Source organism: Candidatus Nitrospira neomarina (genome assembly GCF_032051675.1).
Lineage (GTDB): Bacteria > Nitrospirota > Nitrospiria > Nitrospirales > UBA8639 > Nitrospira_E > Nitrospira_E neomarina.
Map to the genome: position 1 here is coordinate 1,015,546 of NZ_CP116968.1, position 25,671 is coordinate 1,041,216.

22 protein-coding genes and 1 pseudogene are annotated in these 25,671 nt (G+C 48.9%); 12 read left to right on the forward strand and 11 right to left on the reverse strand.

Going from position 1 to position 25,671, the window contains the following annotated elements:
- Positions 1-94 precede the first annotated feature (94 nt).
- The 5 genes from PQG83_RS04525 (at position 95) to PQG83_RS04545 (ending at position 6,082) form a co-directional block, all read left to right on the forward strand.
- Positions 95-3,076: a PAS domain S-box protein gene (locus PQG83_RS04525; RefSeq protein WP_312747293.1), complete on the forward strand. Its 2,982-nt coding sequence runs from the start codon at positions 95-97 to the stop codon at positions 3,074-3,076.
- A 776-nt stretch (positions 3,077-3,852) separates the two neighbouring features.
- Entirely contained in the window at positions 3,853-4,041 is a 189-nt protein-coding gene (locus PQG83_RS04530; RefSeq protein WP_312747295.1) for a Flp family type IVb pilin, read from the forward strand.
- Positions 4,042-4,308: 267 nt separating this feature from the next.
- Positions 4,309-4,863: an OmpA family protein gene (locus PQG83_RS04535; protein ID WP_312747298.1), complete on the forward strand. Its 555-nt coding sequence runs from the start codon at positions 4,309-4,311 to the stop codon at positions 4,861-4,863.
- Between the two features lie 357 nt (positions 4,864-5,220).
- Positions 5,221-5,595 carry a Fur family transcriptional regulator gene (locus PQG83_RS04540; protein ID WP_312747301.1) on the forward strand — a complete coding sequence of 125 codons (375 nt, stop codon included), beginning with the start codon at positions 5,221-5,223 and terminating at the stop codon, positions 5,593-5,595.
- 1 nt (position 5,596) lies between these two features.
- Positions 5,597-6,082: a MerC domain-containing protein gene (locus PQG83_RS04545; protein ID WP_312747303.1), complete on the forward strand. Its 486-nt coding sequence runs from the start codon at positions 5,597-5,599 to the stop codon at positions 6,080-6,082.
- Positions 6,083-6,302: 220 nt separating this feature from the next.
- Here PQG83_RS04545 and PQG83_RS04550 read toward each other — a convergent pair whose 3' ends face one another.
- From PQG83_RS04550 to PQG83_RS04560, 3 genes are all read right to left on the reverse strand, one after another.
- The gene (locus tag PQG83_RS04550) at positions 6,303-7,379 is read right to left on the reverse strand and encodes a 3-deoxy-7-phosphoheptulonate synthase (RefSeq protein ID WP_312747306.1); all 1,077 of its coding nucleotides are present in this window, start codon (positions 7,377-7,379) and stop codon (positions 6,303-6,305) included.
- Between the two features lie 288 nt (positions 7,380-7,667).
- The gene (locus tag PQG83_RS04555; protein WP_312747309.1) at positions 7,668-8,327 is read right to left on the reverse strand and encodes a PilZ domain-containing protein; all 660 of its coding nucleotides are present in this window, start codon (positions 8,325-8,327) and stop codon (positions 7,668-7,670) included.
- Positions 8,328-8,545: 218 nt separating this feature from the next.
- Entirely contained in the window at positions 8,546-8,965 is a 420-nt protein-coding gene (locus tag PQG83_RS04560; RefSeq protein ID WP_312747311.1) for a flagellar biosynthesis anti-sigma factor FlgM, read from the reverse strand.
- Between the two features lie 83 nt (positions 8,966-9,048).
- On the opposite strand from PQG83_RS04560, the gene PQG83_RS04565 reads away from it, so the two are divergent.
- Positions 9,049-9,948: a hypothetical protein gene (locus PQG83_RS04565; protein WP_312747313.1), complete on the forward strand. Its 900-nt coding sequence runs from the start codon at positions 9,049-9,051 to the stop codon at positions 9,946-9,948.
- A gap of 45 nt (positions 9,949-9,993) precedes the next feature.
- Here the strand turns inward: PQG83_RS04565 and PQG83_RS04570 are convergent, their stop codons facing one another.
- Positions 9,994-10,278 (reverse strand): hypothetical protein, encoded by a 285-nt coding sequence (locus PQG83_RS04570; protein WP_312747316.1) that lies wholly within the window; start codon positions 10,276-10,278, stop codon positions 9,994-9,996.
- Between the two features lie 197 nt (positions 10,279-10,475).
- Complete coding sequence (locus PQG83_RS04575; RefSeq protein WP_312747319.1) at positions 10,476-10,946, reverse strand: tetratricopeptide repeat protein; 471 nt, start codon at positions 10,944-10,946, stop codon at positions 10,476-10,478.
- 155 nt (positions 10,947-11,101) lie between these two features.
- On the opposite strand from PQG83_RS04575, the gene PQG83_RS04580 reads away from it, so the two are divergent.
- A complete protein-coding gene (locus PQG83_RS04580) occupies positions 11,102-12,190 on the forward strand; it encodes a hypothetical protein (protein WP_312747322.1) in 1,089 nt (362 codons plus the stop codon).
- 23 nt (positions 12,191-12,213) lie between these two features.
- Here the strand turns inward: PQG83_RS04580 and PQG83_RS04585 are convergent, their stop codons facing one another.
- Positions 12,214-12,741, reverse strand: coding sequence for a hypothetical protein (locus PQG83_RS04585; RefSeq protein WP_312747324.1), 528 nt, complete (start codon positions 12,739-12,741; stop codon positions 12,214-12,216).
- 110 nt (positions 12,742-12,851) lie between these two features.
- Here PQG83_RS04585 and PQG83_RS20875 point away from each other — a divergent pair.
- Positions 12,852-13,055 (forward strand): annotated as a pseudogene (locus tag PQG83_RS20875) (DnaJ domain-containing protein); the annotation flags it as partial.
- A gap of 612 nt (positions 13,056-13,667) precedes the next feature.
- Here the strand turns inward: PQG83_RS20875 and PQG83_RS04595 are convergent.
- Together PQG83_RS04595 and PQG83_RS04600 are read right to left on the reverse strand one after the other, a co-directional pair.
- On the reverse strand, positions 13,668-13,925 hold the full coding sequence (locus PQG83_RS04595; RefSeq protein WP_312747330.1) for a hypothetical protein: 258 nt from the start codon (positions 13,923-13,925) through the stop codon (positions 13,668-13,670).
- Positions 13,926-14,361: 436 nt separating this feature from the next.
- Positions 14,362-15,150, reverse strand: coding sequence for an enoyl-CoA hydratase-related protein (locus tag PQG83_RS04600; RefSeq protein ID WP_312747332.1), 789 nt, complete (start codon positions 15,148-15,150; stop codon positions 14,362-14,364).
- Positions 15,151-15,414: 264 nt separating this feature from the next.
- Here PQG83_RS04600 and PQG83_RS04605 point away from each other — a divergent pair, with 264 nt between their 5' ends.
- The 4 genes from PQG83_RS04605 to PQG83_RS04620 all read left to right on the forward strand — a co-directional run bounded on the left by PQG83_RS04605 (position 15,415) and on the right by PQG83_RS04620 (position 21,857).
- Entirely contained in the window at positions 15,415-17,400 is a 1,986-nt protein-coding gene (locus PQG83_RS04605) for an acyl-CoA dehydrogenase family protein (protein ID WP_312747334.1), read from the forward strand.
- A 328-nt stretch (positions 17,401-17,728) separates the two neighbouring features.
- Positions 17,729-19,819, forward strand: a complete 2,091-nt coding sequence (locus tag PQG83_RS04610; RefSeq protein ID WP_312747336.1) for a sigma-54 interaction domain-containing protein — start codon at positions 17,729-17,731, stop codon at positions 19,817-19,819.
- 220 nt (positions 19,820-20,039) lie between these two features.
- Positions 20,040-20,357, forward strand: coding sequence for an STAS domain-containing protein (locus PQG83_RS04615; RefSeq protein WP_312747338.1), 318 nt, complete (start codon positions 20,040-20,042; stop codon positions 20,355-20,357).
- 510 nt (positions 20,358-20,867) lie between these two features.
- Positions 20,868-21,857, forward strand: coding sequence for a hypothetical protein (locus PQG83_RS04620; protein ID WP_312747340.1), 990 nt, complete (start codon positions 20,868-20,870; stop codon positions 21,855-21,857).
- A gap of 599 nt (positions 21,858-22,456) precedes the next feature.
- On the opposite strand, the gene PQG83_RS04625 is transcribed toward PQG83_RS04620, so the two are convergent.
- The 3 genes from PQG83_RS04625 to PQG83_RS04635 all read right to left on the reverse strand — a co-directional run bounded on the left by PQG83_RS04625 (position 22,457) and on the right by PQG83_RS04635 (position 25,494).
- Complete coding sequence (locus PQG83_RS04625; RefSeq protein WP_376753552.1) at positions 22,457-22,609, reverse strand: CBS domain-containing protein; 153 nt, start codon at positions 22,607-22,609, stop codon at positions 22,457-22,459.
- 431 nt (positions 22,610-23,040) lie between these two features.
- Positions 23,041-23,526, reverse strand: a complete 486-nt coding sequence (locus PQG83_RS04630) for an aminoacyl-tRNA deacylase (protein WP_312747342.1) — start codon at positions 23,524-23,526, stop codon at positions 23,041-23,043.
- Between the two features lie 765 nt (positions 23,527-24,291).
- Positions 24,292-25,494, reverse strand: a complete 1,203-nt coding sequence (locus PQG83_RS04635; RefSeq protein WP_312747344.1) for a PrnB family protein — start codon at positions 25,492-25,494, stop codon at positions 24,292-24,294.
- Between the last annotated feature and the right edge of the window lie 177 nt (positions 25,495-25,671).

Here is a 25,671-nt window from a genome sequence, read left to right on the forward strand (position 1 = left end):
CCTGTAGACCTGCTGCTTGTCCTGCCTTTCTTTTCTGTTCCATTCCCGGTGCTTGATGTTTCCTGCTCAGCAAAGAACCCTGAAAATCGTTCTGATGGTGACAGGGCTGATCCTGTCCCTTAACGTTTTTGTGTTTATTTGGCTTTATGTTGAAGCCGTCGAAGATGAAAAAGATCGACTGACTCATCTGACCAGCATATACGTTCATAATTTGGAATCCGTAAATCAATTGACTCCCGGGTGGGACGAAGGGGCAATGCCTCAAGAATTCTTCGCCAATCGCATTCAACAGGAATTTGATTCTCTGAGGGATCAACATCACTTTGGGCAAACAGGAGAGATGCTTCTAGTTCGCCGGCATGAAAATGGAGGGCAGAGTTCTTCTCAATTTCAACCGGATTTATCCCTCGATGGTGGGACGCAAATTTTGCCTGATAGTCGAGGGAACAGGGTTTTACTAGCCTATCAACCCCTTGAGGGTCTTCCTCTGGGAGTGATAGCGAAAATTAATATTCAGGAAATCCAATTTCTCTATGTTCTTGGTGGAGGAGCCATTGCATTACTGGAATTAGGGATCATAATGGTGGTCGGATTGATCCTGGTTCAAGGTAAAAAAGGCAGTAGGCAGCATTCGGCTAAAGACCGAGAAAAAATTCGAGGATTCGTAGCGAGTGGGGGCGAGGGAATTGTGACTTTTAATGAATATGGGAAGATCAAAACATTTAATGAAACGGCGGAAGCGATGTTTTCCTGTCAGGCCTCAGAAGTCATAGGCCGGCCGTTTAGAAACCTGGTTGTTCCCCCGGAACAAGACGTGTGGGATCTATTTGTCTTGTCCTATGGGCAATCGAGAATACAACGTATGGGTGGTGTGCTGAAAGAATTCAAGGCCCAAAAAAAAGATGGAACAGTTTTCCCTCTGTCGTTGACCTTGAGCGAGTCGCTGCTAGCGGACCAGCGCATGTTCACAGCGTTTTTACGGGATGAGACAGAACAAAAACTCGCTGAACGCCGGTTAGCCGCACAATATGCGATCGCCAGGGTGTTGGCCGATTGCACGACCATTCAACAAGCCACTCCTGAAATTCTTCAGGCGGTCTGTAAAAGTTTAGGATGGCAAGTGGGGGTACTCTGGCAGGTGAAGCCTGGGACCAAAATCCTGTTTTGTGTGGAAGTGTGGCGAACCTCACACGAACGGTTTTCTGAATTTGTTGCTGTGACGCAAAGTATGTCCTTTTCAAAGGGAGTTGGCCTGCCTGGACGGATCTGGGAGACAGGTAACCCGATATGGATTCCTGATGCGGTCAAGGACCCTAATTTTCCTCGTGCACCAATGGCCGCTCAGGAAGGGTTACATGCGGCATTTGCTTTTCCTATCAGGCTAGGCGAGACAATTCTTGGAGTAATGGAGTTTTTTAGCCGGGAAATCCAGGAGCCGGATGAAGCCTTATTGCACCAAATGGTATCTGTTGGAAGCCAGATTGGGCAGTTTATGCAACGAAAAGAGACAGAGATGGCTCTACGGGAAAGTGAAGAACGAACACGGCTCATTTTGGACACGGCCCTTGATGCGGTGATCACCTTAGATGAACAGGGTTATGTTATTGGGTGGAACTCACAGGCGGAACGCATGTTTGGATGGTCCAGGGAAGAAATCATCGGGCAACAAGTCGTAAACACTATAATCCCACCCAAATACCGAGAGGCCTATCCACAGGGAATTCAAGGCTATCTCACGTCAGAGGTCGGTGCAATATTAAATAAACGGATTGAATTGTCCGGGTTGCATCGTGATGGCCATGAGTTTCCCCTGGAATTGGCGATTACGGCTGTTCAATCACAAGGAAAAACAATTGTGAGTGGGTTTCTCCGCGATTTAACCGAGCGACGACAGACAGAAGAAGCCCTGTTGAAAAGTGAAGAGCAGCGTCGGCAAGCCCAAAAAATGGAAGCGATAGGGACATTAGCCGGTGGGATTGCACATGATTTCAATAATATCTTATCGGCCATAATAGGCTATACCGAACTGGCCATGACTCAAATTGGGGTGGGCAGCCCAGTTTTGCCCCGATTACAAGAAGTCTTACGAGCAGGTTATCGCGCCAAAAATCTTGTTCGGCAAATCTTAACTTTCAGCCGGCGAGATGAATCTGGGAAAAAAGTGATGTATTTACAGCCGATTGTGCAGGAAGCATTGAACCTTCTTCGTGCTTCTCTTCCGTCTACGATTTATCTACATGCAGAACTCCAACCAAGCACTGCGCCGGTTCTGGCTGATGCGACTCAGATCCATCAAGTGGTCATGAATTTGGGGGCTAATGCAGAATATGCCATGAGGCCGATGGGCGGAAGGTTGACGGTCACATTAGATGAAGTAGCAATTGATGAAACGACAGTTTCTCTTGTTCAAGGGTTGCATGCTGGGCCTTATATCCGCCTGAAAGTTGCTGATTCCGGGCAAGGGATGTCACCGAGTGTTACGAAACGAATTTTTGATCCGTTTTTTACTACCAAGGATGTGGGGGAGGGCACAGGGATGGGGTTGGCCGTTATTCATGGGGTCGTGACGAGTCATGGAGGAGTGATTCGGGTCGATAGTCGGAAAGGCCAGGGCACGACCTTTACCATTTACCTCCCTTGTTCCTCTCTCCCAGTCGAAGTTCAGCAGGTCCTGTCAACGTCTTCTTCCTATGGTAGGAAGGGAACAGTGATGTTTGTGGATGATGAGGTGTCTATTGCCAAATGGGCCAAGGATATGTTGGAAAATATGGGCTACCTGGTTGTCGTATTTACCAATGGTCCTGAAGCGCTGCAGGCATTTAAAGAAAATCCTGATCAATTTGATGTCCTTGTGACGGATCAAACCATGCCAGGCATGACGGGAGAATTGCTGGCTCGTCAAGTAATGAGCATACGTCCAGGGTTCCCCGTTATTTTGTGTTCAGGGTTTAGTTACACAATGAATAAAGACAAAGCCTTGTCGATGGGTTTCCGAGCCTATTTAGCCAAGCCGGTGTTAATGGGGGATATGGAGCAAGCGCTTCAAGTTGCGTTGACTCCCTCTGTCCCTCATTGAGCCAAGGGATCCAATCCTGTATTCAATTATCTGGCGGATTTTCATCTTGATTTTTTCCTAGTTTTTCTCCGTTATTGATTGATCCTATGTTATGACTCAAATATATCCGGTTTCACTATCGTGAAGGTTAGGAACACAGGTCTGGAGAATCCCTGGTAAAAGCTGCGTGAGGAGGATTATTTTGATCCGCCACCAGGTGGTGGTGACTTCATTTGAATTCAATGCCTTTGAGAAAGCTGTCCATATGGGTTGCAATTATCCTTATCACAACGAGTGGGGGGGGAATCTCAAAACATACTTTTTCATTCCATGACATGAGGGGTGGGAATGCTCGTTCCCAGTGGATAGAGATTATCTTGGAATTTCAGATTGCTCTGAGGCATCATCAACTATATTTCTTTTTTTCCTCTCTTTTGCACTTATTTTTAAGGTCCATTATCTATTAGGCCTTTTGGGGCATTCATTTCAAATTCGTCGTGTTGTTTGACAGTTTCTGTGGTTGTTTCTTTGACTATCAGAAACTTCGCTTTAGATGCTGGTGAAATCACCTGTGCCATTCCCGAAAGCGTCAAAGTGTTTGTCAAAAAGGCAAAAGACGCCTGACTTAACGTCTTCCTCGTAAGGACTAGGTGGGAGAAAAGAGTCCAGACAAGCAAGGGAAATTGATGAAAATGGGGCGCCGTGTATGTTCGGTTTACCTTTTGCATACTGCATATAAGGTTGGGTGGCGGAAGTCCCACAATTGAGAGAACGTAGTTTCACAAGGAGATTGCAAAATGGGTGAATTTTTATTCAAAGAGCATGGGGCGGCAGCGACGGAATATGCCTTACTTCTGAGTTTAATCGGTATGATCGTTATCGGATCTCTTCAGGCACTAGGTTCCAATCTGTTTGATGGGCTTTCGGCGCTAGACCATGTTTTTGTATCGACCCAAATGAAGGATGACCTGTTGAATCATCCATAAGTAGAAAGCTCCTACCATTTCTTAGCACTCTGCCCACTAAGGTTGTATCTCCCATCTGCTTTTCCTCACTTCGATTCAAAAAATCAGATTTAATTCGTTATTTTTAGTGAAAAGGGTTTTGGAATTTTTGGAGGTGGTAAAGCAGCATTTTCTCCTCAAATCTGTACATAGGATGAAATCGTCCACTTAAAATATGACTCTCATCTTTAAATCTTAAGTCTCGGGGATGGTTTGCCGAAAAAATGAGAAAAAGAAGGGAGTTCAGATATGTTTGTACGATTTCTTGGGATTCTTATGGTGTGTGCGACATGGGGCTGTGAATCGCTTTCAATGACCCATCAGTCTGCTGATGGCTTGGCGACAGGGCCACCCCCGGCCACTTTGACCTCTCTTTCAACAAGAGAAACTGAAGGCTCCTCGACACTTGCCCAACGCATGAGCATTCCTCAAGGCCCGAAGACGGAAATATCTCAGGAAAAACCCTCAGTAGATCCTTTCCCCACTGTGTACTTTCCATTCGATAGTTGGGAGATTTCATCAGAAGTTCAAGATCGTCTGGATGCCACGGCTAGTTGGATGAACCGCTTTCCGAATTATGAACTCATAATTGAGGGCCATACGGATGTACGTGGAACAGAAAGTTATAATATGATTCTGGGGGTAAGACGAGCAAAAGCCGTCAAAGAATATCTGGCCAATTTAGGAATTTCACGCAAACGTCTTGATGTGGTTTCCTTTGGGAATACCTTGGTCCTATGTGAAGTCGATGACGAACATCAATGCCATCAATTTAACCGACGTGCTGACCTGCTTCTGGAGTAAAGCTTTTCCTACTGGTAAATGCCTTTCCCCTAGTCGAACCGTGAGTTTGACTTTTTGTAAATTCCCTTCTGAATAGGTCTTCCAGTCTTTCTTCCGGGATTTCCCCGGGTCCCAATCAATTCCTGAGAACTCAATTTGTAAAAGTTCTATGTATGTGTTGAGGTATGGCATCGAGTCCTTCTTGATGAGGAGATGTTTTGGGCCGGCTTTCCCGGGTTTTTTCCTCGGAATTGACAATCATTTGTCGATGTGTTATTTGCAATAAACTTGCAATAAGGAATCAAAAAGTCAGGCTTACATCTCGTGTTGAAATTAGAACCTAGCATCAAAAAAGACCTGCGAGCTACAGGGCGACGCATGACCCGTACTCGCCAAGCCGTCCTGGCATTACTGCAAAAGACTCGCCAACCAATAAGTGCCACGGAAATTTTTGAACAATTGCACCAGGAAAAAGTGGCGATTGATCTAGTGACCGTGTACCGAACCTTGCATGTACTGAAAGATTTAGGTCTGGTTCTCCAATTGGACCTTCACCAGGAAGGTCTCGCCAGATATGAACTGAAAGAGGGGCGGGAACATCACCATCATATTCGTTGCCAGATCTGTGGTCAGATCGAGGATTTGTTGTTATGCCCGTTAAAAAAAGTCACAAAATTAATTGAACAACGGACCCAATTTGTCGTGGATGATCATACATTGGAATTCACGGGATTGTGTCCACAATGCCAATAAAATGATTAAAACTCTTGGACCGAGGCTTTCAAAAGCCGGCTCTATCGCTTCTCTGGTATGTGCTGTGCACTGTGCGGTGACGCCTTTGGCATTGCTTGCCCTTCCCGTCATAGCTGCACATTCCTCGGATGGTCTTGATGGAATAATAGGAGCCTTTTGGGCCGATACTACTGAATGGATGTTTTTGGGAGTGATAGCCTTATTGGCAGGCTTTGGATTGTTAGCGACCTATCCTAGGCATCGAGATAGCCGTCCTGCTCTTTTGACTGCTTGCGGAATTGTGGTGTTAATGGCCGCTCATCTCCTGATCGAATCAGGCGGTGGGTTAGAGATAGTTCTTGATGTAACTGGAGCCTCTATGATCGCACTGGCTGGATTTTGGAATCGCCGGTTATGTCACCATTTAGGCTGCCATACTCATGAGCACACGCATGAAACCAGCGGTTCTAAGATTCAGCCCCTTCCTGATTTATCCTCCAATTCTTAGGGTTCCATACCTTTAGCTTGGCTACCGCAGGCTTCATCTAATGAAATTTTCTTTATTAATTCCCCGGAATCACGGTGTTTCTTTTTTATACCGAACCGAGGCCTATGGGGGTATGTTAGGGTTGGATTGAAACGCCCGTTAATAAAATAAGGGCAGGTGTCATGAGTAACTAAGAGGAATCATGAAGATTCTCGATACTCGTCAAGGAACATTAAATTGGTTATGAAGTCAAAATCTTACTTTTAGCCGACTTATCCAAGGCTTCCCCCAAATCATCAAGAAGTTGTTCTGTCTCTTCCCATCCGATGCAGGCATCTGTAATTGATATTCCCCATTCCAAGGGTTTCCCTGCTTCCCATTTTTGATTGCCCGGCTTCAGATTACTCTCAATTAACAAGCCCATGATGGAGAGTTGGCCCTTGGTGAATTGCTTGATAACAGATTGAGCCACGGGAACCTGACGCGTATGGTCTTTCTCTGAATTGCCATGAGAGCAATCAACCATTACCGGACGACGGATCCCTTCATTCGTTAAGCAACGCACGGCCTCAGAGATATCTTCCGGATTATAATTGACTCGTCCACCGCCTCCACGAAGAACAAGGTGTCGGTCCGGATTGCCATTTGTTTTGATTATTGAGGTGAGGCCGTCTGCGTTCACTCCAATGAAACTTTGAGGATGTCGGGCTGCAATCATGGCATTGAGTGCGACTTGGAGTCCCCCATCCGTACCATTTTTAAGCCCAACGGGCATGGATAGGCCACTGGCCATTTCTCTATGGGTTTGGCTTTCGGTGGTGCGGGCGCCAATAGCCGCCCAACTAATTAAGTCGGAAATATACTGGGGCGTGACAGGATCCAGAAATTCCGTAGCGCATGGCAATCCTAGATTATTGATCCGGAGTAGAATAGAACGGGCCAGTTCAAATCCTCCCCCGATTTCGCAAGAGCCATCCAAATGGGGGTCGTTGATAAGTCCTTTCCAACCCACCGTTGTGCGGGGCTTTTCAAAATAGGTTCGAAGGACAATCAGGGCATGCTCCTGGATGCGGTCAGCGACCAGTTTGAGGCGTTCAGCATAGAGAATGGCCGCTTCCGGGTCGTGTATCGAACATGGCCCAATTATAACTAACAGGCGATGTGAGTCTCGTCCATGAAGTATATCTCGAATGGCTTGCCGAGATTGGAGGACCATCTGTCCGGTTTTTTCGGGCAAGGGGAGGGAACTCTGCATCTGTTTTGGGGTAGGAAGTGGGGTAATATCGATAATGTTTCGGTTATTAATGGGTTCGGCCATGCGAGACGTCCTGGGTAAAATGAGAGAAGATCTGGAATTGCAGAATTTAATACCGTAACCAAATTATGCGGGAATTAACAACAGTGTAATAAGAAACCCTCTATAGAGGCAACTGTCAACGGCAAACTGTAATATGTCAGATAGAACAGGATTGTTGAGATTGGCTAGTAATCCATTCAAAAAGGTTGAGATGTGAGGCAGGCGAAAGAAACTTCCTGGCAATTAAATGGGAGGTAAATGGGAACGGGATTGTGAGAGGACAATGAGGGGGCTAGGCGTCAAAACCCGTCAAGCTGTGGTGTTAATCAAATTGGCTTGTTGAGAAGTATACCATCCCATGACATCCTGATTGGCGGGGTCTTGAGTTGAGGTAAATGAAAATTTGGTGCCAATGACGAGATCCGTCGTGGGGTCAACCCACTCAATCGTTCCAGAAAATTTGGAAAAGTGGCTGTATCCTGGTAAACGACAACTAATGTGGAGATGTGATGAGGAGACGAGTGGCCATGAAGAAGGGGCGACGCGAAATTGGCAACCCGTCGGGGAAAGATTGCTGAGCTGAACAGGGAGCACAGCAAGGATTTTCCCCTTGTCACTAAGGGGTCGAACGGCTCCAGTCATATTAACCGTCAAACGAGGAAATGAGCGAGGGTGTTGACGTGAAACATTTGGTGGGGCAGCTAATCGAATCGTCGGGGGCTGTGTGAGAATTTCTTGGATAACTGTTTCAAATTCATAAATGTCTTCATCAATACATGAACGACCTTTACAGGGAATCCCGCATTTGAGATTGCTGAGGGCCGGATCTTTAGGGAGTGCACAGAGGAGGGAATGATCGGCTCCCAGTCCCAATAAATATGTCTGGATTAACAATTTCTCAGGTGTGGAGGGAAAGGTTAACCAAATGGAGTTTGAGCCTAAGGCAAGGTGCGGAGATGGCGAATTCATGATCCCCTTTTCGGTTGTGTGAGGCCATGTTACAAGGCTAATTTCAGACCGGCAAGATGAGAAGGAGAGAACAGAAAAAGACTGACCTTAATATACAAGAACAGGTTAAAAAATCTAGAATGTTTATTGATGGCTTGTTGCCCATGCGAGGGTCGACATTCCATCGGCTTGGAAGGGCAGTAAGGGAAAGACTCTGTTGTTAGGCAGTCCTGAAATTATTATGTGGTTGGCGGTCGGGTTTCCTTTGGGTGAGGATGAAGTTCTTTAAGGAGTGAATTCGCTAATTTTTCAGCAGAAATGCCATAGTTCTGTGAGTCAATGGCTTTTTGGAAATGTGCGATTTTATCTTGTCGAACATCCGGAACCCGAGACATTTGTTCGAGGTAGAAAGAAACCTCTCGGCCAGGAGTGGAAAGGGATATTTTGTCATCTTTGGGAGAGTCTGGAGCTAAAGCGGAAACCTCGTGGCTAACATCGGGAGAGGACAAGGCCGTTTCCTTAGGAGGAAACGATGAGGAATCTCCTGGTGGTGTTGGTGGGGTGGAGGAACGTTGGTTCATTGGTTCATTGGTTGTTAAAGGATACCCCAGGGTGAGATGAAATTCTAAATAAATATGAATAGAAGAATCAAATGGCATCGTCGTCCCTCTTGGCCGTCTAATTCTTCCGATGAAATCCCTCGTCACCTTGTGAGTGGTTCTCATAAAGAATTGAGATAATAATGGAACATGTTGTCGGCGCACGTATTCATCAGTTACGGACCATAGATCCAGGAGAAATCCGGTTGATCCAGTTAGCACTGCCTGAGGAGGTTGAAATAGCCGGAAAACGATATGCCCTCCGAGATACCATGCGTCCAGGTACAGCCTTTCTCGCAAAACCATGGGGAGACCGGACGGGCAAATATCGAAGACGAATGTATACCCGGTCAAATGCCTCTTTCAACGAGCCACGATTATTGGAAACGTTCATCAATTATACCCATCTCGACCAGTCTGATACCTCCAGTTGGTGGCAATCGGAAATGGCAACCGAATGGTTTGAGAACGGAAAAACTGTAGAAGTTCGTCTTCAATTGGATGAAGAGACGGGGGGCGTGTTGGTATATGAAAATACCAAGGTATGTAAGGCTACGAATCTTCGCCTGGAAGACGATGGGATATGGGAGGGAATGCGAATGGTCTGTGTGGCCTTCGGCACGGGTATTACGCCATTCTTATCGTATGCCCGATATTTAAAAGCCAAAAATTTTGGTCGAAATGGAGGGAGAGTTGGAGCCCACCTGACGCTGGTGGCTAGTGTGCGCCATGAGGGGCAGTTAATGCTTCATGAGGAAATGGTCGCTCTTGAGCAACAATTTCCCGAACATTTTCGATATCAACCAGTGTTAACTCGATCCTGGCCGATTACCTGGGGATATCCGAAAGGTCGAATCCAGCGAGTGGTTCACTCCGTGTCCGGAAACGAACAAATCGACATTTCACCGTTTCAAACTATTGTGCCGAATTTAGCCCAATCGCATTTACGGATATGTGGGAGCGTCACGGCCTGCCGGCAACTCACTCTTGGACTTGAACAAGGCGGGTTGGTTCCGATTACGTTGCGCACGGAGTCCTGGTAGAAAAAATCCATGCTGAAAGGCAGAGGAATTTGTTGTGGATGATTCCTATTCCCCTGCGGGCCGTGTAATGGAATCTGGAATCGTGACATTGGGACGACGTAATAAGCGGATTACGGGGCGACCAAGGAAGGTGTAATGTCCACAAATCAGACAGTGCAAGCTGAGTGTGACAAGAAGTTCCTGCTCCAACTGTTCTAAGTGTACTGTTCGCGATCCACATCGAGAACAACGAGGATACTTGTCGGTGGAGACCTTTTGGGTCACGGTCTTTTTGGGAGAGGACTTGCGGGCCCTGCCGTTTGGTTGGTCCGGCCGTGCTGACTTTTTCATGAATGAATCCTTGGTCAAGGTAATAGAAGAACTCATCTGGTTATAACCAATTCCTGTGCCAAAATTTTAGTTTAAAAAGTGACAGGAAAGTCCAAAAACGACCTAGAAATAGGAGGAAGAAGGCTGACACTGGGTAAAATTTACCCGAGGAACAGGGTCAAAAATGCTGAGCTGGAGCGCTGTTGGCGGGCTAAAGATTATTGACTGGGAATGGGAGCCGAAGGGCGAGAGAGGATGGCCTCAGAACGAAGGCGGAGATTGGCGGCTTCCGATGGTCGATTAGCTGCTTGCATCATTCGAGCATATCGTTGAAGAATGGCAGCCACGTCTGGATGATTTGGGCCATTCGCGGTTTCCTTTAATTTGAGGGCCCGTTCATATTGCGCAGCGGATTTGTCATATTCTTTCCGATCTTCGTAATAGGTGGCCAAACTATATAGACTACTTAAGAGCAGGGGGTTTCCCGGTCCTAACCCTTCAGCATGTTTAACTGTGGCCAATAACTGGTTTTCTAACGCAGGGGTGGTTGCCTCTCCGGTTGTTGCCGGCAGCGAGGACCTAGAAGAAGGCGAAGAGGTCCGTGAAGGGGAGGTACATGCGCCGAATAGGCCGATCAAAAGCATGATGGTCCACATCATCCTAAAGATAGATTGTATATTCCGGTTCATAGAACTCCACCCTGACAACGCATCTTCAAAAAAGCCCCGGATAAAAAATTAGAAGTGATTCTATGAACTCTGGGCCTGTTTTCGCAAGTGAACTCCCCGGTTTATGATTTATCAAAAACCAATTCATAATGATTTCTAATGGAGAAGAATACACGATGCCGGTCCTGTGGTGTTCGATTTCGGCCCATGGCTTTGGTCATGCCGCACAATTAATGCCAATCTTGAATGAATTAGGTGGGGCGGTTGAGGACCTGCATGTGATTCTACGCAGCCAAGTACCTGCCGATTTCTTTCAACGTCATCTCCGCGTGAGTTGGGAGCTGCAAGATGTCCAACAAGATGTTGGATGTGTCCAGCGAGGGCCTTTGGATATTGATGTGGAGGAAACATGGGAGGCCTACACCAAATTTCACACACAGTGGGAGTCCAAGGTTGAGGAAGAAGCTCAGGCCATCCGATTGTCCAAGGCGCGTCTAGTCATTTCCAATATTTCGCCTCTTGCCATAGCTGGCGCAGCTCAAGCGAAGTGCCCGGTGGTGGGAATTGCCTCACTATCCTGGGATCGGGTGTTAGAGCCATTTGCCCAGGCCGATTCCGTTCTTCATCGTTCGATTCTCGAAACCATTCGTAACAGTTATGGGTTGGCAGACTCTCTCATCCGACTACATCCGGGTATCGAGATGCCGGCCTTTGGTTCGACAGTTGACGTAGGACCTTCGGCACCCTTGAGGAAACCGAATGGCTACGATCTGCGAAAAATCTTGGGGGTGGGAGAACATGAATTGATCGTCCTCATTGCCTTTGGGGGTGTGCCGCTCAACCGTCTTCCGCTTGAGCAAATGTCCGCAATGGCCGGGTTCCACTTTTTAGTAAACGAACTCCCATCTTTGTCTTCTTATGCCTCGGTGCATCGTGTCGAAGATCTTGCGATGCCATTTGGAGAAATCAGTCAACAGGCGGATATCATCATGACTAAGCCGGGGTATGGTACCGTAATCGCTGCGGTCCAGGACAAGACGGCACTGGTCTATGTCCGGCGAAATAATTTTATTGACGAACAGAGTTTAGTGGATTATATCCATCGACACGGACGAGGATTGGAGTTATCCCGTGATGACTTTGAAACAGGTAATTGGGAACCGACTCTTCGAGCTGTGCTAAACGTAGCGGTTCCGCCTGAGGCACATCCGTCACCGGGCACGGGTGACGTTGTTCATCAGTTAAAAACATATTTGTCGTGCTAAAGAGAAACGGGCCGGGCATCTTTTCAAGCACTATCCGGGATCAGAGAGGGATAGGGAGAGACGGTAAGGGCCTCAATGGTATTGAAAACACGTGATCCATTCAATTCTCGTTCTTTCCAAAACACTCCGATCACTTCCACGGAAAGATCCAGTGAAATTGACGGGGAGCCTTGCGTGCGATCGTGTTGACCAAAAACGACAATGGATTGTTCCCCATCGGCCAGACGAAAGACAAAGCGTATGGCTAACTCTAAGTCAGTAAGGTGCATTTCCGGTTGAGTGACCACTCCACGAACGGCCACGAGTTGTTGATGATAGGAAGCTGGTTGACTGAGCAGCATGGCAATGGAGACAAGTTCGGGCGATGTGGTAAAAGTGGAGGAGGGTAGGGGAGACGAGAGTGGCCAGAGCGGCCTGGGTGTGGGTGGTGCCGAGGCAACTCCCTCAAGGGAAGCTTCCAAGGGAGATAGCGGGTGATGCGTCATGTCCGTTTCAACGAACAAGAGAGCAGCCCATCCTCCAATCAACAGAACTTTTGAAAAAATGGTCATGAAGGTATGGCTGTTTTTTTAAAATAGTATTCAGGGCCAAGCTAAGGTAGATATTCGCAAAAGCTGCGCAAAGAACCAGGTAAGAATTTTCTTCTGTAAGGAACAAGTCAATGCCAATCGTCGATTATTATGCGGTTCTCGGTGTTGTTCTTCAAGCATCGCAAGATGAGATAAAAAAAGCCTATCGCGCATTGGCCCTTCAATATCATCCTGACCGCAATCGAGGAAATCGTCAGGCTGAACAAAAAATTCGTGAAGTCAATGCAGCCTATGAAATTTTGGGTGATCCGGATGCCAGAAAAACGTATGATCGAATGCGTTTGGGCTATGTCGAGCCGATGGTGCACCGACGGGATGGGTATCCGGAACCTGAGCCGGAAGTATCCATTTCTCCGTCAGTGGTCTTGCAACGAATGGAAGAAACCCTTCGAGAGGAATCCCGCAAACAACTGTTTATGGTCTTGATACGCAATACACAAAGAATCAAAGAAGAATTAGGCATTATTCGGGAACGGGTCATTCATGCTCAGGGGTATGATACCTTTCTGGAAAAAATTGTCATGCAGCGAGGCCAGGAAGTGTTAGATGAATTCGTGTCCGTGGAGCTCAAACAGCGCCGAGAGCGGCTCGTGGATATAGCCGTGGAGATGGTGTGCTCGGCCGTTCCAGGTTCGTTTCGAGGCCAAGAGCAAATGGATCAGGTTCGACGAAGTTTAGGACAGGCGTATCAGGAAGGATGGATCCAAGGATATGAGCAAGCGTGTGAACTCCTCTACGAGCGCCGGTAATCAGGACGGATACATTGAGAAAAGCACAAATGGAAGTGGATAAGGGAAATGATAAACAATGGAAAGAGCCTTGCTTAAAATCCGAAGTCAGCAAATGGGGGACGCCCCATTTGCCGGATCATGGCTCTTTCACAATTCTCAGTGATCAAAGGGAGAAGAGGGTTGCTGAAAGGAATTGCCTTTTGAGGCGGCGGGATGCCTTGATGTGGATAATGCCTGAGCCTCCTTCGACAAGGTCACCTGGTCCTGGATGGGAGAGGGTACGCCTCGCTCCCGATGGCTTTTGGCTTTACCACTTTCTTCATCGGAACTCACGGCGGTCACCTGTTTTCGTGAATGATCCCCCGAGGATGCGGGTTGCAGAAATTGAATAGCTCCTATTTCCGGTAAAGTCATGGTCAATACTCCTTTACTCTCCTGAATGAGTTCGAGACTTCCCTTACAATCTCTGTATCGGTATGAACCCATATTGCTTGCGGCGAGGGAATGAGGGGATTTATCGAAACGACATAGAATGTGAACTATTTGCCAAAAAGGACAAAGAATCAATTGAAACGCCCACAACATCAATATCGAGTGAATGGGCTATAGAAGAGCAACAGGCAAGTCAAAACAACGGTGTGATTGGGCTATCTTTGAAGTCGAGCAGTACAAAGGAAGGGTCAGTTTACTTAAACATGTGCTTCCCTTTCATGAAATTCACGAGCCTATCACTACCTCCCGGTTATTGTGCATGTAGGAAAAGTGGTGATTAGATTGAGCAGGAATCCTTCAAACCCAATGGATCCATCCCCCTTCGTTTCCTGGCAGGGTCGCTAAAACACTTGGAGTATCAGAGGTCCTTGAAATGCGGAGTACGCTTTTCTAAAAAAGCCGCCAGCCCTTCTTGTTTATCTTCGGATTCGCAAAGTTTGCCAAACAAAGTTGCTTCTACCAGCAATCCCTCCCGAAGTTTCAAATCCGATCCCCTTTGGATGGCCTGAAGGGCTGCTCCAACAGCACTTTGACTTTTTGAGGCAATCCGGCTGGCGAGTCCGATAGCCTGAGGCATCAAATCTTTATAAGAGAAAACCTCAGATATCAGTCCACATGTTTTGCCATCCTCTGCCGAGAGAGAATCCCCGGTCAGAATCATTTCAGTAGCTTTCGATTCGCCGATGAGACGAAGCAGGCGTTGGGTCCCGCCGAACCCAGGGATCAGACCAAGATTTACCTCCGGTAGCCCGAGTTGAATTCCTTCAGCAGCTAATCGGAGATGACAACACAATGCCAATTCCAAGCCTCCGCCGAGGCAGATGCCATTGATGGCTGCGATAATAGGTTTCGGCGAAGTCGCAATTTTATTAAAAATTCTTTGGCCGGTGATGGCCAGTTTTTTGCCTTTTGGCCTGGACCCGATTTCTGCCAACATCCGGATATCGGCTCCTGCAATGAAAAACCGTCCTGTTCCGGTGATGATGATGACCTTGACTTGATCATTCTTGGCCAGATCGTCCAGGGTTGATTCGAGTCCACTAAGCCCTTGGGGTGTAAGCACATTTGCGGGAGGATGGTTGATCGTCACCGTCGCGACATGATCTGCCACCTGTTCGGTGAGCCATATGCGAGGAGGTGCGCTCATGGTCTTGTCTCCTCTGGAGAGTCGTGCATCCTTGGCCTGCATGTCTTAGCCGAATCCGTGATGCATGGGGCCACACTTTGATAATATAAATTTATTATATCATAATGATAGAATATTATGGGTTCAATATCATTGCTTGCGGACGGTAAAAAAGGAATTTTTAACAGACCATCTGGCTGTAAAAACCTATCGACTATCCGGCCAGAATGTAGTGTCAGATATAATGCTGGTTTCCCCCAGAATTCACAATAAGGAGGTCCGGACATGTCCCAGCTTTTCAAAGGCATGGAGCGAATAGAAGAAGCGCGCCAGGAAGTGGCCGGAGAGAGTTTTATGGCGGGCCTGTTTATGGGAAATCCGGACTTCAACCTGCTGTTTCCGCCGGAAGAGCCAGATGAAGAAAAGCAAATCGGGGAAGAATATTGCCAGAAAATTGAAGAATTTCTGAAGCAGCATGTGGATCCGGATGATATCGAACGAACCGCTAAAATCCCGGAGCATGTGCTCAAGGGCCTGCTGGACCTTGGGGCATTCGGGATGAAAATACCCAAGGAATACGGCGGGCTGGGATTCTCGTATACGAACTACGGGCGGGTGCTGATGCTGATGGCCAGCTGGAGTAATATCCTGGCACTTACAGTTGCGGTGCCTCAGTCGATCGGGATCGCCATGCCGATTCTTCTGTTCGGAAACGAGGATCAGAAAAAGGCCTTTCTCCCGCGGGTGGCGAGAAAGGAAATCTCGGCTTTTGCGCTCACGGAACCGGACACAGGATCGGATGCGGCCAATATTCAAACAAATGCCGTCCTAAATGCATTGGGCACACATTTTGTGGTCAACGGCGAAAAACTCTGGTGCACCAATGGCTCCCTCGCCAGCCTAATAACACTGGTGGCCCGCGTGCCGGCAAAACGGATATTCCTGGATGGGAAAACCAAATGGGTCCCCGTGAGCGAAGGCAAGGGGGCAGAGGCTTCTGTCCACACGGCGTTCATCCTGGACATGTCCAGCCCGGGGGTGAAGATTCAGCAACGATGTCAATTTGAAGGATGTCGGGGCATTGAAAACGCCCATATGACATTTACCGACGTGCAAATTCCAGTGGAAAACCTCATTGGAGAAATCGGGAAAGGCTTGAAATATGCGTTGACCATTCTGAACGTCGGGCGGGCAATCAGTATTCCGGCTGTGTGTTTGGGGATGGCCAAGCAGGCTTGGCAACCCACGTTGGATCGGGCAAATTCACGCGTGACCTTTCAGCAGCCGCTCAGCCGGCGGCAAACCCAAATGAGGCGCGTAGGCCAGATGGCTGCGGATCTTTTTGCCGTCGAGGCCCTGTCCTGGCTGGTGTGGCGTATGGCCGATCAACATGCGTATGACATTCGTATTGAAGCCGCCATCGCCAAAATTGCGTGCTCAGAAAAGGCGATCAATTTTCTTAAAGGTGCGCAAACAATCTTTGGAGGAATGGGATACGAAAAGGCCGATTCCAAGCGGGTACGGAGAGAGCCGGCCTTCGGGATTGAACAATTGGTTCGGGATATCGAAATGTATCGTATCGGGGAGGGAGCCACGGATATTCTGCGACCCTTTGTGGCCCGTGAAGCCCTGAACCCGCATTTGGAACAAGCCAGGAATTATCTGGATGCAAAAGGCAAATCTCTGGAACGCATCCGTGAAGGGATGCAGGTCGCGCAATGGTATCTTCCCCGATACCTTGATCTGTGGAAACGGAAACCACTCCCTTCCCGTCCAGCGTTAGATCATCCCAAAGTCCGCAAGCACCTTACGTATGTCGAACGGGCAAGCCGCCGTCTGGCCAGAGCCATTTTCTACATTCTGGCGATTCACCAGGAAGGGATTCGTGATGATCAGGGCAGGCAAAATAGAATTGAATCGGTGGGGGAAGATATCTTGATCATTGCGGCCACGGCGTTATGGGCTGAACGGCAGTATAGCCGGGAGGGGGATCCCCGTGTATGGGGCCTGGCCGATGAGGTGTTTCATGCGGCGCGTGAGCGGATTGACCGGATGATTCCGGAAATCATCCACAATGACGATCATGTCACGGCCAACGTCGGAAAACGGGCATTTCTCGGTCAATATCCGATGCTGAATCATGGCATCATTTACCGGGACCTTTTCGACTATATCCCGAAGGGGCCAGCCGGAACTTTGAAGGAGAAAGGATTATATGAAAAAACCAATCAGAAGGATGAGGTTTTCACGATGCTGACCGATTCGGGATAGGTGGTATGATCAATGACGGATTGTGTTTCTTCGAAATGGGTACGAATATTCATTGAGGGGGCATTGGGGGGCGCCAAAAAACTAAAATTTGGCAACGGTTAGTCTCACAATCAATGTTCTCTGCCTATGAAAAGGCAACAAACATATCCAAAAAGGCCAGCCCAGAAATGCCGTGGGACGTGCGAATTCCCGACAGAAGTGTACGTTTAGAGGGATCGGGCGGTGATATACCGCTGGCGGACTTTTTCACGATCCTGTTAGAATTTTCCTTCCTATCTCCTAGATATTGACATTAGGGTAGGCATGCACCTTTGCTTAGGAAGAGCACATGGTGTCCTTTCCACTGTCCCACACGTTCTTTACTTCCTCAATACACTGCCGGTTGCATGGTCTTCTTGCCTTGTTTCTTGCCGGCCTTTTCGGGATGGTCGCGTTTACGATTTCAGGAATCCAGGATCAGGAAGTTGATGCCCTGATTATAGATCTGGCGGGTCGGCAGCGTATGCTGCAAGAACGGCATATGAAAGAGGTTCTGCTGGCCCGGCAGTATAGGAATGCCAATTCTACCCCTACAAGAACAGAACTGCTGGAAACATTGGAAACTCTGCTCTTTGGAAGAAAGATCACGGTCGGTTGGGACAATAATCATGAGGTAACAGTTCCTCCTGCTCCAACCGAAGCGATCCGACTCGCCATTCAAGGGCAGCAGGAACTTCTTGTCCGATTTATCGCCAAATCTGACGGCTTTTTGGAAGGGACGCAGGACGGACCTGGGGAAAACGCTTCAGCCTTGGAATTGCTACAACTCTCCGACGATATTGTCGCCAAGGCGGACACACTGGTGACCCTGTACGACGCCTGGGCACGCGCAAGAATTTCCAGACTGGTTCAATGGCAAATTCTGCTCGGTGTGATTGTGGGGTTACTGGGAGTCTTGCTGATAAAGCAGATCAGGGCAGGCAACAGAAATTTGGAGTCGGAAGTCCTTGAGCGCAAACAATCCGAACAGATCCTCCGTGAAAGCGAACAACGGCATATCCAAGTCCTCGATTCAGCTATGGATGCAATCATAACCATCGATCAAGAGCGCCGCATCACGTTTATAAACCGCGCAGCTGCCACCACATTTCACATATCGGCTCTGGATGCGAAAGGGGAGCCTTTGCAGCGATTCCTGACTCCACGATCGTGGAAAATCCTACATCAACATATTGAGGCTCATCATTCCACTTCTCAGGTGGAAAGCTATATTTGGGAACAAGAAGGATTCATGGCCAAACGGGCCACCGGTGAAGAGTTTCCGGTCGAGGCAACTCTCTCTCGGGCGAATATCTCCGGACACAACAGTTATACTCTCGTTATGCGGGATTTGAGCCTGCGTCATCGTATGGAATCCTCCCGCCCTCACCCGGTCACTCCATGTTTCAAGGGAACGCTCGCGCATACCCCCTCGTTTGAAGACATCATCGGAGTCTCCCCGCCCTTGCAGCATGTATTCGAGCAAATCCGCAAGGTGGCGCAAACAGATGCCACCGTGCTCATCACCGGAGAAACAGGGACGGGCAAGGAATTAGCCGCCCGAGCCATCCATCGGTTGAGTCTCCGGAAAGACCATGTCTGGATGAATGTCAATTGCGCCGGACTGCCAAGCGGCCTGGTAGAAAGTGAACTCTTCGGCCATGAAAAAGGCGCGTTTACCGGCGCCACAGACAAAATGAAGGGGCGTTTCGAATTGTCGCACGGGGGTACGATTTTTTTAGACGAGGTGGGCGAACTCCCACTGGAAACGCAAAGTAAATTACTTCGGGTCCTTCAAGAACATGAATTTGAACGGGTCGGGGGAACCCAAACCCATCATGTCGACGTGCGCATCATCGCGGCTACGAATCGGAATCTCGAAGAAGCGGTGGGCCTCGGTGCGTTTCGGGCTGACTTGTTCTTCCGGCTCAACACGTTTCCTATCGCGATGCCGCCACTGCGGAATCTCAAAGACGATATTCCCCTGTTGACCCAATATTACGTTGAACCTTTTAGCAAGCATCTGGAAAAGCGAATCGAAGAAATTAACCCGGCCGTCCTGGATCGGTTGGTTCATTATGAATGGCCTGGGAATGTCAGAGAACTCGCCAATATTCTCGAACGAGCGGTTATTCTTTGCGAGAAAGGTGTGCTGCTTGCTCACCACCTCAGCTTTCCTCAGTTTCCAGGTATGCATCCCATGGAAGAGAAGATCCAGACTCTTCAGGAAAACGAACGCCTTCATATCCTCAGAGCTCTGGAAAAGACTGGAGGGCTGGTGAGTGGACCCCATGGAGCAGCCGCGCTTTTGGGACTCAACCGGAGCACGTTGCTTTCTCGAATGAGAAAATTCGGGATCGTCCCTTCCTCCTCTCGCTCATTTCATGAGAAAGAATCGTGATGATATTTCGGCACTTTGGTGAAATACCACCAATCCGTCAACACATCCCTTCCAATTTTCCACATTCTCTTCTTTGAAAAAACCCTGAAAAAATCTGCATCCTTTGGCTGTCTCTGTCTGCCAATAGGACCGGTTCAATTTTTGCTCCTTCTCATGATTCCTGAAGGGTGAATTTCGTCAAGTGTATCAAGTGTATCAAGTGAGGGAGTCCACGCTGTCGATGCAAAGTTGGACGGAAACATTGGTTCCACTTTTTCGGATGCGCAAGGTCTTCGAAAACGAACAACTTACGTTGTTTAAGATTGAGGGTGCACTTACCACACAAAACGCAGAGTTATGGGAAGAAGAATTCACCCTGATTATGCAACGTCTTGATCATCCCGTCATTTTTGATTGCGCGTCTCTGAGAACCACCAACCATGCGCTGACCGGTATTCTCCAACATCTCATGTCCGACAAAATGTTTTTTTTGAATCTTTCAACACCGGTCAGGAATATGTTGCGATCCGCAGGGTTGGGCGCGAAGGTGCTGGATTAATTGCTGGATTAATTGCTGGATTAATAAGAAGAGTGCCATCACCATGACTCATCAGAAGGTTCAGAGGAATAGGGAAAACAGGGCCTTGGAAAAGAAGGAAAATTCTATGACCTGTATGGCGATCATAGTCATTCTCGTCGTAGGAGGAATTCTTTGCGACCCTTCATCTCTTGCCAATCCTTCTCTGTTACCAGATTACCCAGGCTATCAAACGAGAGCGGCTGTTGTTCCCGAATTTGGTTCGCCGGGAGCCAATGAACCTGGGCAGTCAGGTTTTGATGTGTCTCCGGTTCCCAGAGAGGCATCAGCGTATCAAGATGTCGACGCTGTCAACCCTATGGCGGAAGATCCATCAAGTTTGGAAAGTCGGGGCGAGAGGGTGCTCCCCAACGTCATGGTACATCCGGATAGTAAAATTATCTCCCAGTCTTTGGGGCGGTTCATCTCAATACATAGTCGGAGAGGGGAATGTGAAATTTCCCATCCGATGGAGAGGAAAAGGTGGCGTTTATGAAGCCCAGAGTGGATCCCTTAGATGTGATAGTCGCAGTAGGAATGTTCGCCACGATTGTGGGAGGGTTGTTTCTTGTCGTGGCCAGCTATGGGTCATGGGAAGTCCCTACCCCATCCAGTGCGAATAATCCCATAACGGCAACGAGTGTCATGCAATCCCTCCAAACCAGCATGGGTGAAGGGATTGTGGAATTGGCGAAGCTGGACTATGCCTTTGACAACTCTATTGATCATGTCGCGGCATCTCTGACTCACGCTTCCAAGAATCTCCACGCGTTTAACAACAAAGCCCCCACACCCGAAATCGTGCAATCCCGCCTGGTCCAGGCACAAGCGGAACGTGAAGGTCGACTTCAATATCTCATGGGGAAATCCATTGTCACCTTAACGGGCCAAGGTGTCCGGTCTGGTCTGTTGACGGCCAATACCCTCAATGCGCCTGTCAATGATCGGATAATCAAGACTGCGGCCAAATACGGTGTGTTGGGACAAGAACGGTTCAATGGCGAAAGCCAGGCTATATTGGGGCGATGGATCATTCAGGAAAGTCAATCCCGGCAACGCCTGCATGCCCTTCTTCAGGAACGGATGGGCCAGGCGATTGTACAGAAAGCTTCAATGGAGCATGCATACGGGACGAAACACTCTGCCCTCCAAACCCAGTTGCAGGCCTTGACCGTCGCTTCCATCCGATCGGAAACCCCGGGGATGCGATTGGCACAACTGTCACAATCGGAGCAGGGCATCAGGCCATCCCTTGGAGCCACACCATCGGCTGCTGGGGTTCAAATTTCCTTTTCTGGGCTTTGGAGCGAGAAGGCTTTCATTGCCTATGGCATCGCTTTCCTGGTCCTGCTTCCGGGCGTTCTGATCTGGAGCCTGACCTTTCCCAGGGCATCCTTGGAAAAGACAGTGAACATGGATCGCATTCTGGAGCTGACCATGGAATTGATGCCCCGGGCGACGGTGAAAATTCGTCAGGGGTGATGGACGCCAACAATACAGTATCGACCACCTGACACGGGTGTATTGAGGAATGGGGTAGCCTTGACGCCCTGTGAAAGCCGGCAAGGGGGCAATGGAAAAATGGTTTAATGTGCTTCAGACCGAGCAGATGGAATCGAGGCAAATTGACGGTTTTGGAGGAAGAAAACGCTATGACGTGGGAAATAAACGAAACCCTATCCTATGATGATAATCGCCGAGGGCCATAACCGGAGGCTTTTTCCCGGGGGAAGCTCCAAGCAGTCCGGGGACTCCATTCCCAATATCTGGAGGAGAACAGAAGAGAGGAGGTCGGATACTCCCAATCCAGCTCCGGGAGGAATCATTGGAGCAGCCCTATGTGCGAAGGAAAATCCCTTGTGGGTGATGGTCTCGCTCGCGGAGAAAGTGATGTTGGGTTGAGCCACTTCTACCTCCGGCTCGTCTCAACATCGTCCCTCCGCAGGTACGGCCTCATCCCCGCCCTTGGTGGCCAGGGGACGGGACGGATTGTCTCCCTGTCCCCTGAAAATTTCTGTTAACCGTTCTTTCTTTGCAGGAATGGGCAGGAGTCATGAGTGAAGACGGGGAGAGGGACCTATCTATGAGGTGATATACTTCTCAAGTTGCCGAATCAGTTCTTCCTTCTCCTCAAGTAACAGCACGACCAGGTCCCGGACTGACACGATCCCCACAAATTCTTCGCCATCGTAGACCAAAAGATGTCGGCAATGGTGTTCCCTCATCAGATCCAAACAGTGGCCGGCATCAACATTCGGGCTGACCCTTAAAGGATTGGGAGTGCTCGTATCCTTAATTGTAACTTGCTCGGGATCTTTCCTTTCCCTACGACATTTTAATCAATTCGCGTTCCGTCAACAGTCCCCGGATTTCTGTCGCATTGGTCACAACGAGCGATCCAATAAACTCCTCAGTCATGAGCTTGGCTGCCTCGAATATTCATGGCTCGTCTTCCCCTCATCACTTACTTGGATCATGACTCGGACATGTTCCCGTACCCCCATTTAGGCATAGTAGAAAGGGTTTCCATTCAGACTCACTCGATAGAGTGGAGAACCACTAGCGTTGCAACAACCTGGATTGAACGGTTCCGTTGGGACGGTTTCCGCACATTATTCCTTTAGGGTAATTCCGCTGAACTGTCCCACGGGCAGGATACTGTACTTCAATGCCCCGGGATTCCCGCTGCCAGATGGAAATTGGTCACTTTGGGATGGACCAAGTCGGCAAAATCCTGATACCGGAGCTTTATCACCCTGAGATGGGTTCCAGCTTGAAAGACGATCTCCTCATCCTCTGTGAGCGATTCGTCAACAAACACCTCCAGGCCATAAAGATTCCCGAATGGCGGCATGGCTCCCACACCACAGTCAGGAAACAATTCCTGGAATTCCCCTTCTGTGGCCAGCCGCACATGTTCCCCTCCCAGCACATCAGAGAGACGTTCGAAATCCACTTTGTGATTGGAGGGTAAGACCGCCATCACAAAACGATCGTCCGCTTTGATAATCACGACCTTCGCTAACAGTTTTCCGGAAATATGGAGAGTATGGGCAATCTCCGAGGCGGTATACGCTTCTTGATGCCGTATTAGCTGATAGGCAACCTTGCGTTCATCGAGATAGTCCTGCAATCGTGTCAATATAGGCATGGCGACCTCCTTGGTGTGAACCCGCCGGTGTCCTGCAATGGTCTAAGCTGAAATCATGCAACCTCCTTTCTTCTGTCTGAAAATTCTTTTGTCACGAAATTGTGCATCAATCCCAGAAAATGGGCAAGTCGAATATCTCTGTCTCAAAATAGCCAACACAGAGAGAAGTCTCATGACAGTCCCCTTTAATCCGGGGAAATTCCCGGCCTTTGGGGATGCCTTGCTGAATTCAATTCCAGCCACCGCATATCATGTTTGAGTTTCGCTGCACAGCCGACATTGTTGAAGTCGGGCTTTGCTCGTCCTTATGGAAATCACTGACTTTCATCGGGCGGCCCGGATCGACGGGTCTTCCGGTCCACCATTCAGCTGAAGGACTCTCTTAGGCGTTGAACGGAATTTGATATGGATAGTATTGGATGATGCAGCATACCCCTTAAGCGGTCCGAGAAAAATGATAACCCCTTCCTTGATTTGGCCTCGCGACGTAGAAGCTCAATTGTGGAAAAAGACCGGCCTGTGTCCGTATATGGCAACGGTGCTATTGAAATTATTTTTGGAAAGAAGTGAAGCGGCATAACAACCAACTGGACCGGACGACCGGCCTAGGTATTTTGTTGCTGTTGTGTTAGGACATTCCGACTGGTCGACGATGACCTTCTCGCTCTGATTCATCCTGCCGAATCGACACGGATCCCATCGCTCTCAACACATTCAAAAAGATGAATTGATACGGCTTGCCCCACAAGGGATTCATAGCCTTGATCACGGTCCGATCGCCTTGGTTTCTTCCAGGTGTTTCTTCAGGTATTCCATAAACGGGGTGCCGCCGGTGCCTACGGAGGTGGGATTAGTGGATTGTTTCTCGCTTTGCTGATGAATATAGGTCGCGGCATAGTCCAGATGTGTGGCCCGAAACCGTGCCAGAAGTTGTACACATTCGTGATAGGCCTGCCATAGGGCGGGGGTGCGGGATTTGTGGTCCATACTATATCCGGACAGCAAGGGACGGCCGGCATGGTCCTGTTGATGTTCCAATCTTTCGAGAAAAGCGCGGTGGGCAGGCGGCATGTACTGGCGCATCTCGGCGAGATACACGGTTAAGGGATCTTCCGCGTGTGTAATGCCCAGTGCGGCATCCAGTGCAGGAATGATTGAGCTTTGGGCACCCGTTTCTCCTCTGAAGTATTGTGGTTCCTCCCGGTACTCTTCAACACTCTCATATACGAGTCCATTGGGAAGGGCCGGATTGTTTTTCCAGCCGTGAATAAACGGTCTCACGCGGTGATAATACATATAGGGATCACACCGCTCGGGCATGCGATCCAGCGTTAGGCACATGCCTTCTATCGTCGAAGCCAAAGTCATGAGTGCTTTGGTCACCTCATCGGCATGATCCCGTCCCGCAGCTTCCTGCGCGCGAAGAATAGCGGCCATCGCAGGTCCTGCCTTCGCTTCAATGTCCACGTGGACGGCCACGAACCACTCTTCATCCAATCCACCCAGAAAGTTTTGCAGCAATACAACATTATCGAGTTCGATGGGGCGTTTAGGATCGAGACTACGCCAGTTGTCCAACGCATAGGAGGCATACGACAAAACGGGAGGTCGGCCTAACCGGCGTGACACCTCACACCAGGGCACGGCCAGGTTGGACGGGAGACGGTCGAGGGGGTGGTCCGGATTTTCCCAAATGTAGCCATGCGCAGCAAAAGAAAGAATGCGGTTGGCATATCGGTAGGTGGCGAGGGTCCAGTCGTCTTTTTTGGCGGGAATGAGGTCCTGCATCGTGTGGATGGTGTTTCGGAGTTGGCGGGCCGCCAGTAGCTTGGGTAGTTGCCGGCCGAGCCATTCAAGCTCAGGACAGAGTGAGCAGGAAGAAAGAGGGTCGGGGACAGGCAAAAATCCGCGCTCTTCGGACATCTCAAAATGTGAGAACGAATGTCGTTGAAGTGGTGCAGGTAGCATGATTCGTGATTTTCAATAAAGATCCCTCAGCCAGACTGTGGGGTATTCAGAAGAAAATGGGAACCAGAAAATCCCCCTCACCCCCTTTTTTTAAGTTCTTCCGGGTTATGCGTGGGCAACCTCATCGGATATTGTTGAAGCCCATGTGCCTCGGAGATGAGGCCACGGCACATTCCT

Coding starts and splice junctions, on each gene's coding strand:
- PQG83_RS04525 (WP_312747293.1), top strand. CDS start 95: ATGGTGACAGGGCTGATCCTGTCCCTTAACGTTTTTGTGTTTATTTGG.
- PQG83_RS04530 (WP_312747295.1), top strand. CDS start 3,853: ATGGGTGAATTTTTATTCAAAGAGCATGGGGCGGCAGCGACGGAATAT.
- PQG83_RS04535 (WP_312747298.1), top strand. CDS start 4,309: ATGTTTGTACGATTTCTTGGGATTCTTATGGTGTGTGCGACATGGGGC.
- PQG83_RS04540 (WP_312747301.1), top strand. CDS start 5,221: ATGACCCGTACTCGCCAAGCCGTCCTGGCATTACTGCAAAAGACTCGC.
- PQG83_RS04545 (WP_312747303.1), top strand. CDS start 5,597: ATGATTAAAACTCTTGGACCGAGGCTTTCAAAAGCCGGCTCTATCGCT.
- PQG83_RS04550 (WP_312747306.1), bottom strand. CDS start 7,379: ATGGCCGAACCCATTAATAACCGAAACATTATCGATATTACCCCACTT.
- PQG83_RS04555 (WP_312747309.1), bottom strand. CDS start 8,327: ATGAATTCGCCATCTCCGCACCTTGCCTTAGGCTCAAACTCCATTTGG.
- PQG83_RS04560 (WP_312747311.1), bottom strand. CDS start 8,965: ATGCCATTTGATTCTTCTATTCATATTTATTTAGAATTTCATCTCACC.
- PQG83_RS04565 (WP_312747313.1), top strand. CDS start 9,049: ATGGAACATGTTGTCGGCGCACGTATTCATCAGTTACGGACCATAGAT.
- PQG83_RS04570 (WP_312747316.1), bottom strand. CDS start 10,278: ATGAAAAAGTCAGCACGGCCGGACCAACCAAACGGCAGGGCCCGCAAG.
- PQG83_RS04575 (WP_312747319.1), bottom strand. CDS start 10,946: ATGAACCGGAATATACAATCTATCTTTAGGATGATGTGGACCATCATG.
- PQG83_RS04580 (WP_312747322.1), top strand. CDS start 11,102: ATGCCGGTCCTGTGGTGTTCGATTTCGGCCCATGGCTTTGGTCATGCC.
- PQG83_RS04585 (WP_312747324.1), bottom strand. CDS start 12,741: ATGACCATTTTTTCAAAAGTTCTGTTGATTGGAGGATGGGCTGCTCTC.
- PQG83_RS04595 (WP_312747330.1), bottom strand. CDS start 13,925: ATGACTTTACCGGAAATAGGAGCTATTCAATTTCTGCAACCCGCATCC.
- PQG83_RS04600 (WP_312747332.1), bottom strand. CDS start 15,150: ATGAGCGCACCTCCTCGCATATGGCTCACCGAACAGGTGGCAGATCAT.
- PQG83_RS04605 (WP_312747334.1), top strand. CDS start 15,415: ATGTCCCAGCTTTTCAAAGGCATGGAGCGAATAGAAGAAGCGCGCCAG.
- PQG83_RS04610 (WP_312747336.1), top strand. CDS start 17,729: ATGGTGTCCTTTCCACTGTCCCACACGTTCTTTACTTCCTCAATACAC.
- PQG83_RS04615 (WP_312747338.1), top strand. CDS start 20,040: ATGCAAAGTTGGACGGAAACATTGGTTCCACTTTTTCGGATGCGCAAG.
- PQG83_RS04620 (WP_312747340.1), top strand. CDS start 20,868: ATGAAGCCCAGAGTGGATCCCTTAGATGTGATAGTCGCAGTAGGAATG.
- PQG83_RS04630 (WP_312747342.1), bottom strand. CDS start 23,526: ATGCCTATATTGACACGATTGCAGGACTATCTCGATGAACGCAAGGTT.
- PQG83_RS04635 (WP_312747344.1), bottom strand. CDS start 25,494: ATGCTACCTGCACCACTTCAACGACATTCGTTCTCACATTTTGAGATG.